This window comes from Galbibacter sp., from assembly GCF_035306585.1.
Lineage (GTDB): Bacteria > Bacteroidota > Bacteroidia > Flavobacteriales > Flavobacteriaceae > Galbibacter.
Map to the genome: position 1 here is coordinate 1 of NZ_DATGNU010000068.1, position 9,452 is coordinate 9,452.

General features: G+C 37.5%; 10 protein-coding genes and 1 tRNA gene. 7 read left to right on the plus strand and 4 right to left on the minus strand.

Annotation, left to right across the window (positions count from 1 at the left end; all coding sequences use genetic code 11):
• Positions 1-274: 274 nt before the first annotated feature.
• Positions 275-2,542: an excinuclease ABC subunit UvrA gene (locus VKY50_RS07130; protein ID WP_324300305.1), complete on the minus strand. Its 2,268-nt coding sequence runs from the start codon at positions 2,540-2,542 to the stop codon at positions 275-277.
• 47 nt (positions 2,543-2,589) lie between these two features.
• On the opposite strand from VKY50_RS07130, the gene VKY50_RS07135 reads away from it, so the two are divergent.
• A complete protein-coding gene (locus tag VKY50_RS07135; protein ID WP_324300307.1) occupies positions 2,590-3,015 on the plus strand; it encodes a MarR family winged helix-turn-helix transcriptional regulator in 426 nt (141 codons plus the stop codon).
• A gap of 165 nt (positions 3,016-3,180) precedes the next feature.
• On the plus strand, positions 3,181-3,849 hold the full coding sequence (locus VKY50_RS07140) for a YczE/YyaS/YitT family protein (RefSeq protein ID WP_324300309.1): 669 nt from the start codon (positions 3,181-3,183) through the stop codon (positions 3,847-3,849).
• Between the two features lie 247 nt (positions 3,850-4,096).
• Here the strand turns inward: VKY50_RS07140 and VKY50_RS07145 are convergent, their stop codons facing one another.
• From VKY50_RS07145 to VKY50_RS07155, 3 genes are all read right to left on the minus strand, one after another.
• Complete coding sequence (locus VKY50_RS07145; RefSeq protein WP_324300311.1) at positions 4,097-4,666, minus strand: AAA family ATPase; 570 nt, start codon at positions 4,664-4,666, stop codon at positions 4,097-4,099.
• Positions 4,667-4,943: 277 nt separating this feature from the next.
• Positions 4,944-6,035, minus strand: a complete 1,092-nt coding sequence (locus VKY50_RS07150) for a DUF3667 domain-containing protein (RefSeq protein ID WP_324300313.1) — start codon at positions 6,033-6,035, stop codon at positions 4,944-4,946.
• 177 nt (positions 6,036-6,212) lie between these two features.
• A complete protein-coding gene (locus VKY50_RS07155) occupies positions 6,213-6,743 on the minus strand; it encodes an NAD(P)H-dependent oxidoreductase (RefSeq protein WP_324300315.1) in 531 nt (176 codons plus the stop codon).
• 99 nt (positions 6,744-6,842) lie between these two features.
• Between VKY50_RS07155 and VKY50_RS07160 the strand changes: the two genes are divergently transcribed.
• The 5 genes from VKY50_RS07160 to VKY50_RS07180 all read left to right on the plus strand — a co-directional run bounded on the left by VKY50_RS07160 (position 6,843) and on the right by VKY50_RS07180 (position 9,451).
• Positions 6,843-7,205 (plus strand): winged helix-turn-helix transcriptional regulator, encoded by a 363-nt coding sequence (locus tag VKY50_RS07160; RefSeq protein WP_324300317.1) that lies wholly within the window; start codon positions 6,843-6,845, stop codon positions 7,203-7,205.
• Positions 7,206-7,280: 75 nt separating this feature from the next.
• Entirely contained in the window at positions 7,281-7,526 is a 246-nt protein-coding gene (locus VKY50_RS07165) for a hypothetical protein (RefSeq protein ID WP_324300319.1), read from the plus strand.
• 131 nt (positions 7,527-7,657) lie between these two features.
• Entirely contained in the window at positions 7,658-8,593 is a 936-nt protein-coding gene (locus VKY50_RS07170; RefSeq protein ID WP_324300321.1) for a pyridoxal-phosphate dependent enzyme, read from the plus strand.
• 153 nt (positions 8,594-8,746) lie between these two features.
• Positions 8,747-9,163 (plus strand): hypothetical protein, encoded by a 417-nt coding sequence (locus tag VKY50_RS07175; protein ID WP_324300323.1) that lies wholly within the window; start codon positions 8,747-8,749, stop codon positions 9,161-9,163.
• A gap of 204 nt (positions 9,164-9,367) precedes the next feature.
• Positions 9,368-9,451, plus strand: a tRNA-Leu gene (locus VKY50_RS07180).
• The last annotated feature ends 1 nt before the right edge of the window (position 9,452 follow it).

The window sequence follows — 9,452 nt, forward strand, 5'->3', positions numbered from 1 at the left end:
TTTTGACAAAAATGATAGGCTTTACAACGCTAGAAATAATAACACTTTTCCATTATCCTGTGAATAATGGAAAAGTGCATAAGGAAATTAATATAGTTTAAAAAGAAAAAACTTATTCTTAGTTTAGAAAAAACGCTTATTGATATCTTTTTGGAGTGGACTTTCTTTCAATTGGCTCAAACGCCTCAAATCTTCCAAAAAAGAGTTCGAGTTTCGTACCAATGGGTTCACAAAAAAAGTCATATACAGCCAACTGCTACCACATGGTTTTTTTTTAATTTATATTGTTTTCTTTATCCAAATGTTTCCTTAAGTATTTAGCCGTTACTGAAATATTATCTTTCAATAAGTCAGATACCCTTCCAGTAAACACTATATTTCCGCCGTATTTCCCAGCACCAAGACCAATATCTATGACCCAGTCCGCCTGTGCAATAACATCAAGGTTATGCTCTATGACAATTAAAGTATTATTATTCTCAACTAAAGTATGCATAAAATCCAATAGCTTTTCAGTATCGCTTGGATGCAGCCCTGTGCTTGGTTCGTCTAGGACAATTATTTTATTGGAGTGTTTCAATTCTTTTGTCAATTTAAGGCGTTGCCTTTCCCCTCCAGAAAAGCTGTCTAACCGCTGTCCTAAGGTAAGATAGCCTAAACCCAATTTGACCAACATCTCAAAAGGCTTGGTATATAAGTTATCGGAAAAGAAATCGATCGCCTGTTGAACAGTCATATCCATTAACTCTATAATGTTTTTGCTATTGTAACGATACTTTAAAACCTTTGACTCAAACCCACTGCCCCGACACACTTCGCAGGGTTGCTCAATATCATCCATAAAGGCCAAATCAATTTTTTCAATGCCAGTTCCTTTACAATTCCTACAACCACCCTGACTATTTCTACTAAAAAGCTTATCGGAAACGTTGTTTGCCATCGAAAACCGCTTTCTTATACTATCCGATAATCCCAGATAAGTTAGTAGATTAGAACGTTTGCTCATCGCCGATAAAGACTGGTCAATAATCGTTATTTCCTTATAGAAATTAGGCAGTACTTTGTTAATCAATGTACTCTTGCCCGAACCAGCTACTCCTGTCACTACGGTCATGACGTTTTTGGGAATTTTTACATTGACATTTTTAAGATTATACAAATTAGCGTCTTGGATCTCTAAAAATCCTTTAGCGCTTCTTGGTGTTTTGTTGATGCTAGGTGTTTTTGCGAAGTACAAACCTGTTTTCCCTTTCGATTTTTTTAATCCTTCAAAGGTGCCTTGATAGACAATCGCTCCACCTTTGTTTCCCGATTGTGGCCCCATATCAATAACCCAATCTGCAATTTTAATCAAATCGGGGTCATGTTCTACAATTAATACCGTATTTCCTTTATCTCTTATTTGTTGGATAATTGAAGAAATATTTTTTAAATCCATAGGATGAAGTCCGATGCTCGGCTCATCAAAAATATAGAGCAAATCTGTTAGGTTGTTCCCGAGGTTTCTCACCATTTTTATTCTTTGACTTTCTCCACCGGACAGGGTATCAGTTCTTCTGTCCAACGTCAGATATTGTAATCCTATGTTTACGATGTTTTGAAGCTTTATTTTGAGTTCAGCAAGGACTACATCGTAATTTCTGGACTGTAGCGAACTAACAAATTCAAGAAGCTCTTCTATTGAAAATGCGGTGCAATCCGCAATACTCTTACCGTTTATTTTGCAGGACAAAATCTTTTCACTCAATCTTTTTCCATTACATACCGGACAGGGTTTTGTTGCGATAATATTTTTTAAAGCCTCTTTACGAATAGTGTGCTCTTTTGAGTGTTTCTTTAAAAACGCTTTTTCTATTCGAGGAATTATACCCTCATATTTTACTGTTTTTCCCCAGGCTATATCAGGGTTTTTCGGTCTATGTTCTGGGGCGTTCAAAAGCAAATCCCATTCTTCGGCGGTATAATCTCCCAACTTTTTATCATTGTCAAAATAGCCAGACATCGTATATCTCAATAAACGGTAACCTCCTGGCTGGAAAGTTGGAAACATAATGGCACCCTGATTCAAGGACCGCTGTTTGTCTATAAGGTTGTCAACTTTGACGGTCTGTACAAAACCAAGCCCTTGACATGTTTTGCACATCCCCATAGGATTATTGAAAGAAAATATATTGGAATAGCCCACAAATGGCTTACCCATTCGGGAAAAAAGCAATCTCAATGAAGCATATACATCGGTCACTGTTCCAACGGTTGATCTTACATTTGCTCCTAATTTTTTTTGGTTTATAATCACTGGTACATTCAGATTGTCGATTTTATCCACATCCGCCCTACCTATGTGTTGCAAACGGTTTCTGATAAAACTTATCTGTGTTTCATTGAATTGCCTTTGTGCCTCTGCTCCTATTGTCTCAAAAACTAAGGATGATTTTCCTGAGCCAGAAACACCAGTAAATACCGTAATTTGATTTTTGGGTATCTGTACAGAAATATTCTTTAAATTATTTTGTCTTGCATTCGCTATTATAATATTGGCCACATTTATTAACTTTGGTAATAGTTAACAAAGTTAACTAAATTTGAAATATGGAGGAAAGCGAACAAAAATTCTATGATATATTTACCGAGTTGCAGTGTTTTATATTAGCAAACATGAGCAAAGGAGAGGTTAACGGGGTTACCGCTACCCACTACAATATTATTGAGTACATTTATCGACACGATAAATGTACAGCAAAACAAATAGCAAAGGCTTTTAACATCAGTCCACCTGCGATTTCAAGGCACCTTAAATTCTTGATTAAAAATAATCTCATTTCTCAGGAGCAATCTTCATTCGACCGTAGAATTTTCAATTTAAGTGCTACGGAAAATGGAAAATTCATTGTTGATAATTCCGAAAACTTTAGAGAACGCGTTACAAAAAAAGTCTCTAAATCCTTATCAAAAGATGAACTCGAAAGCCTAACGTCTCTATTGCGCACAGTAATGACCACGATAGTGGAAAATTAACTATAGTTAAATTGTAATAGTGTTCCCCTTTTAAAATAACATTAAAAAGGATACATCACTATGTATTAAATTTGAGCATACTTCCATCCAAAGAAAGACTTCTATTCAAAGAGTGTAAATCCCTTTGATTTTCCGTAATTTGCAGATTTATTTTTTCAAAATTGTATGATGGAAGTTTCTAGTTTAAAAACCATGCAGTCTAATAGCATTCGTTATTCCTTTTACTTTATCGGTCTGATATGTTTTGGACTGGGAGTTGCTTTCTCCGTAAAGGTTAAGTATTTAGGGCTACACCCTTGGGATGTTTTAAATGTGGCATTATTTGAGCACTTTGGTTTTAGTATTGGGACCTGGAGCATTGTGGTGGGTTTAATGCTCATCGGAATCTCGTTAATGGTTAATAGAAAATATGTCAACATCGGAACATTTCTTAACGCTTTGCTCATTGGTCCAATTATGGATTTTTTCCTGTGGCTAGACATCCTTCCTGAGGCCAGTAATAATTGGACCGACTACCTATTGCTGCTTTTGGGTATTTCCCTAACTGGATTGGGCGGTGGTCTCTATGTATCTGGAGGTATCGGTGCTGGACCTCGTGATGGGTTTATGCTTTCCATTGCAGATAAATTTAAGTGGTCCGTAGTTCATGCGAGAATCGTAGTAGAACTCATCGTGCTGGTTATCGGATTTCTTCTTGGTGGTCCAGTGTTTTGGGTTACTTTTATATACACGCTAATATTGAGTCCAATTTTTCAATTTTCATTAAAGATTTTTACGCGTTTGCGCGGACAATTAGAGGGAAGCTATAATCCTTGCTATAGTGCAAAACAGTAAGCAAAAAACAGCAGCTTCAAGTAAACGAACTGGTAACCTCTAGAAAAAGACAATTATCAGAAACAAAGCCACCAAGGATTGCCAAAAAGTATGGAACTTCCTTAAAGTTATTTTTAAAAGACCTACAATAGGATGGGTTGTTGTTAGGGCAGTTTCTAAAGGTGGATTCTCCAGCGGTGGAAAGACAGGTGTAAAGAACATGAATTTCCCTTGTGTATGACATCTGGTAACATAAAATGATACCGCCTTATTTTAGATTATGGAGATCCTTCATGTGCTCTAGAATAAAATGTGCCCTTTCTAAAGCTGAAACTTTTGGGACTTCAATCACATTACACCCATATTGTAAATAGGTGTTTTTCATCTGGTGAAAAGTCAATACAGCCTCTGCCCAGGATTGCTTGCGTTGCTTATCCGTTCGGTAAATCTCTCTCCACGGCGGCAGGATAAAGACATTTTTATTGTAATTGACTTGCTCTAAAGCCATCAACTGTTCACTTGATAATGGAATTTTTTCCATGGTCATATAACAAACGGTATCCAAAATTCCCCTGTCAAAAAAAATGGGAGTTGCATGGTTTGCAAAAGTGACTTGGTGATAAGTCCTTACCGAAGCCTGGAACATCAACTGCGCATACAACGCTTTATCGCTCCATGGCAGGCCATTACCTCCAATATTCATCTGGTGTTTGATGATTTTTCGTGCTTGCTCCTCCACAGTACTATAACCTGCCTGTTTAAGTCTTTCAATGAGGGTTGTCTTCCCTACCCCAGGGCCTCCTGTAATTACGTATAATTCATTATTTGGGTTACTCATAAATCTTATTTTAAAAAAAATTATAGTCAAATATGATCTGTTTGATCCATTTATAGGATCCTCATCTGAGTCAATTCGCTCTCTAGAGTGTATTATCGGTAAACTAAGGTGAGGCGATACAACCTAAGGGTCTCCTCTTTTTTATAAAAAATAAATGGATTAAAATGGGATGCCATACTACTAAATACCGGTATGGCTCCTCAGGGGATATTTTAGAATTTCATCGCTATATAGCTAAAAAGTGCTTTGCTACTTCATCTAAAAATACACGTTATAACTAGTTAACCATCAATAGGCTGATTCCTATAAGTGATAGGATCATAAAGGTAAAAGTAAAACCATTGACCACAAAAAGAAATAACGCTTTAAATAAACTCTTTAGACTTCCATTCCCATAAAAGCGGTAATATGCCATAAAAAAATAAAGAACACCGTAGGTGAAGGCGACTATAAGCAGTAGAGCGTTTATAAATCTATAAATGGCATAATTACCCAGTAAAGGATCAAGCAAATTAAAAAGCATAAAAATAGCCACAACAAGTAGTAGGAAGGAGAAATAATGCAAGGTAAAAACGCCATGATCAAAATACCACCAATTCTTTTTATTATGAAACAACCAAAGGATAAAGGCAAGAAAAGGAAGGTATAGGAAAAGTGCTTTAGGAAGCATCTTCATAAAGACTACAGCAAATCCTTTTGCAATGTCCTTTATCTCAAGTCCTTGCTCCTTGAATTCAAAAATCTTTTTAGCAAAGGGATAAAATAGTCTTCTTGTCAAAGAAGCGTTGGATTCCATAATGGAATCGTACTGCTCCATGGTATGTGCATTTCCTATTGTTAGGTCTCTCAAATCACCATGTGCTACCATGGACTCCAATTCATTATCAAGGTAACTCGAAGGGGCGTTCTCTGAAAAGATACGATTAATGGTAAGGGAATCTTCATGTGATAGTCCAGGGCGGGCCAAGGCCTCCCTTCTTAAAAACTTTAGACTATTAACAGGCTGAGTGGAAACTTCACTCTGGCCAGGGTCTTTACTTGGAATGCTGGTGTTTACCCCAACAAATGATAATACAAAAAAAGTGAAAAAAGAAATGAAAATATACAATTTGGCGGGAGGAACATATTGCTGACGCTTCCCTTGGACATATTCTTTTGTGAGTGTACCGGGAGAAAACAACAAATTGCCTATAGTCTTCCAAAATTGACTCTCGTAACTGGTAAAGCTCTTAAAAAAGCTTGCAAACAAATGGTGGAATGGTTGCTTAACTGCTATATTTTCTTGTCCGCAGTTTGGGCAGTACTGCTCCTCTACCCTATATCCACAGTTCAGACAAGTTTTTTCCGCGCGAAGTTGACGTTTGCTCACTGATTCGTATTTTACGCTAAATATACTTCTTTTGTCAAAAAAATGTTAAAAAAATTAACAGAAAGCCATATTCTTCCCTCCTTCAATTGCATGCTCTATCAGTTTTATGCGCTAGAATGCAGTGATGAGGCCATTGGCTACTCCAAAGCAAAGCCTACTATTTCAAAGTAGGATCCATTAAAACTGCCGTAAGTATTCCAAGTAAGATTTTGTGCTCTGCTCAACGGCATGGTCTGAACTATTTAGTTCAATACCATAGTGGCCGAAGAACGGTTGGTAGTCTGCTTTGATATAATCAAAAGTCAACTCAAATGGTCGAAGTAATTCTTCCATGGTGTACTTATATTTTTCTCCTTTATTATATTCCTTCTTAGCAATACCGATGCTCAGGGCCAGAGCAATCTTTTTCCCTGATAATTTATAACCACTATTCTTACCAAAAGCCCACCCATAGGTCAATACCTCATCTAACCATCTTTTAAAAAATGGAGGGCAATTAAACCAATAGAATGGGAACTGAAATACAATTTTATCAAATTTCTCTAAGAGTTTTTGCTCAGCCTCTACGTCAATCCGTTCATCGGGGTAGCGTTGATGCAACTGGTGAAGATGAAATTCCTCTGGAAATTTCTGGAGCTCCTCTACCCATCGTTTATTGAAAACGGAGCTATGAATATCGGGGTGAATAACAACGACTAATATTTTCATTTTTGTGTGCAATTTTAAATGTAAGGCACGAAGTTAAATACAAAACAGTAATTTTACAGGTAAACAGCCAATTGTAAGGTACTATCAAAAATGTAAGTAATGTCGAAAACAAAGGAAACTTCTACCAATTTTGCCAACAAAAAAGCCTTGGCAAGAGAATGCCCAGAGCTCTACGCTTCACAGATAATCGGTGGCCAATGGTCACTAGCGATTTGTTGTTATTTAATCTTTGGAAAACTGCGATTCGGAGAGCTAAAAAAATGCATACCCAACATTACCGAACGGATGCTTACCCTTCAACTTCGAAAGTTAGAGGCCAACAATATAATTACCCGAACGGTCTACGCTGAAGTTCCTCCGCGCGTTGAATACGAACTAACCCAAGTCGGTTATGAATTAAAACCGATCATTGAAGCACTGGCCACTTGGGGTGAAAGACATAAAGCATTACAAGAGTCTTAAAATTAATAGAAGGTCCTTTTTTCAGAACCTATGAGCCTAGTTCGTATCTTTAGCGTAACGCAATAATTAAGAACTATGAACCAACAATTTACACCGGGAATTAACATTGCCATTAAGATTCCTAAAAATAAATACGAAAAAACGGTTGATTTTTACAAAAACATCCTGAAGTTCAAGGTGACAGAAAAACCAATCGACAATCCGACGGTATCAAGAACACATCAGGTCAAATTTGGCGATACTATACTATGGCTGGATTGCGTAGATAATTATACGCATTCAGAAACTTGGTTACAGTTAACAGTTCCAGATCTCAACTAAGCAACAGAATATTTAAAATCCCATGATGTAGCCACCTGTGATGAGCTAGAGAAATTACCCCAGGGGATGCACTGGATTCAGGATCCCGCGGGCACTGTTTTTAACCTGCAACAACTAAAAAAGTAATTCCTATGGATAAAGATTCTTTGAGTTGTGTACATGATCGGATTAAGCCACACATTCACAGAACACCCGTTTTAACATCCCGGCTCATCAATGCAATCGCTGGCGCAAATCTGTATTTTAAATGTGAAAACTTCCAACGGATGGGGGCATTTAAAATGCGAGGTGCCACCAATGCTATCATGCAGTTATCAGAAGATCAAAAAAACAAAGGAGTGGTGACACATTCTTCAGGGAATTTTGCCCAAGCATTATCGCTTGCCGCACAGCGTTTAGGTGTCTGCGCTTATATAGTCATGCCTAAAACAGCTCCCCAAGTTAAAAAGAATGCTGTAAAAGACTATGGTGGACACATTATCGAATGTGAGCCAACATTAGAAGCCCGAGAACAAACAGCAAAGCAACTGGTACAAACCAAAGGAGCCACCTTTATACATCCATCGAATGATTTAAATGTCATTCTGGGTCAAGCTACTGCTGGGAAAGAATTCTTGGAGGACTATCCGAATTTGAATGCTATCTTTACACCTGTCGGAGGGGGTGGTCTGATTGCTGGAACCGCCATTGCAGTGAAACACTTTGGAAAGAACTGTAAGGTCATTGGAGGGGAGCCTATAGAGGCCGATGATGCGTATCGCTCTTTGAAAAGTGGACAAATTGAGTCCAATACTACTACAAACACCATTGCCGATGGTTTAAAAACGCAACTTGGATCTGTTAATTTTCCTATTATTCAGCGCGAAGTAACTCGAATTATTCGTGTGGAAGAATCTGAAATAATCGATGCTATGAAGCTTCTTTGGGAACGCATGAAAATTATTTGCGAACCCTCTTCTGCGGTCGCGTTAGCTGCTTTATTAAAGAAGAAAGATCAATACAGAAATCAACAACTAGGCGTCATCATTTCTGGGGGAAATGTTGACTTAAGTAAATTACCCTTCTAAAGCATCCAGAAATTAGAACTGTTTTTCGCTTTAGGAGCAAATGGTAGACGTTTTGTAGCGCTTAAATACAATTTTGTAGATGCATTGTAAATAGGTAAAACCACCTGGTTAAGTGAGCTTTCATAACTTTGGAATATCTAAAAAACGGTTGTTATGAAAAATCAAATCTTGAAATCAACTATCATTATTTTAGTGATTACTCTTGGTATGCTACTTAAGGCATGTGGAAATTCCAACCTAAAAGATATTTCAGCGGATCCAACCTATGCCCATTTCAGTAATAACATCTTTTTTACAAGTAAGCCGCTTTACTATTATCAATACAACAAAAATGGTGGGATCACCGCCGATCATTTTCTAAGTCTTCACCCGAAGGATTCAAACGGAACGAAAATTCAAAAAATTCCAAAAGGAAGTCATATCAAGGTTTCCAAGGTTTATGAGATAACATTAGAGGATGGAACTACTTCCATCTGGATTACGGGAGAAATATTTCCAAATCCACCTCAACCTTTACCATATGAAACTCCGCTTATCAAAGAAGCTTCCTTTTTCGAACAGCAGAAGTAAATCAAATACGGTAATTTATTCAAGCTGAAAAATCACAAGGTCACTAGGTAAAAAACTTCATCTTATATGGTGGCGGTGTCATAGCGATGCGCTACATAACCACCTCATTAAACCCTTCTTAGATCTTTAAAATTGATCCTCGAACACTAAAGCTAAAAAAGTTAAGCATTTGATCATATTTTTTTTTACTTTTGCCAACCATTCACCGGGGTGCTGGAACTGGTAGACAGGCATGGTTGAGGGCCATGTGTCCATTAGGGCGTGTGGGTTCGATTCCCATTCCCGGTAC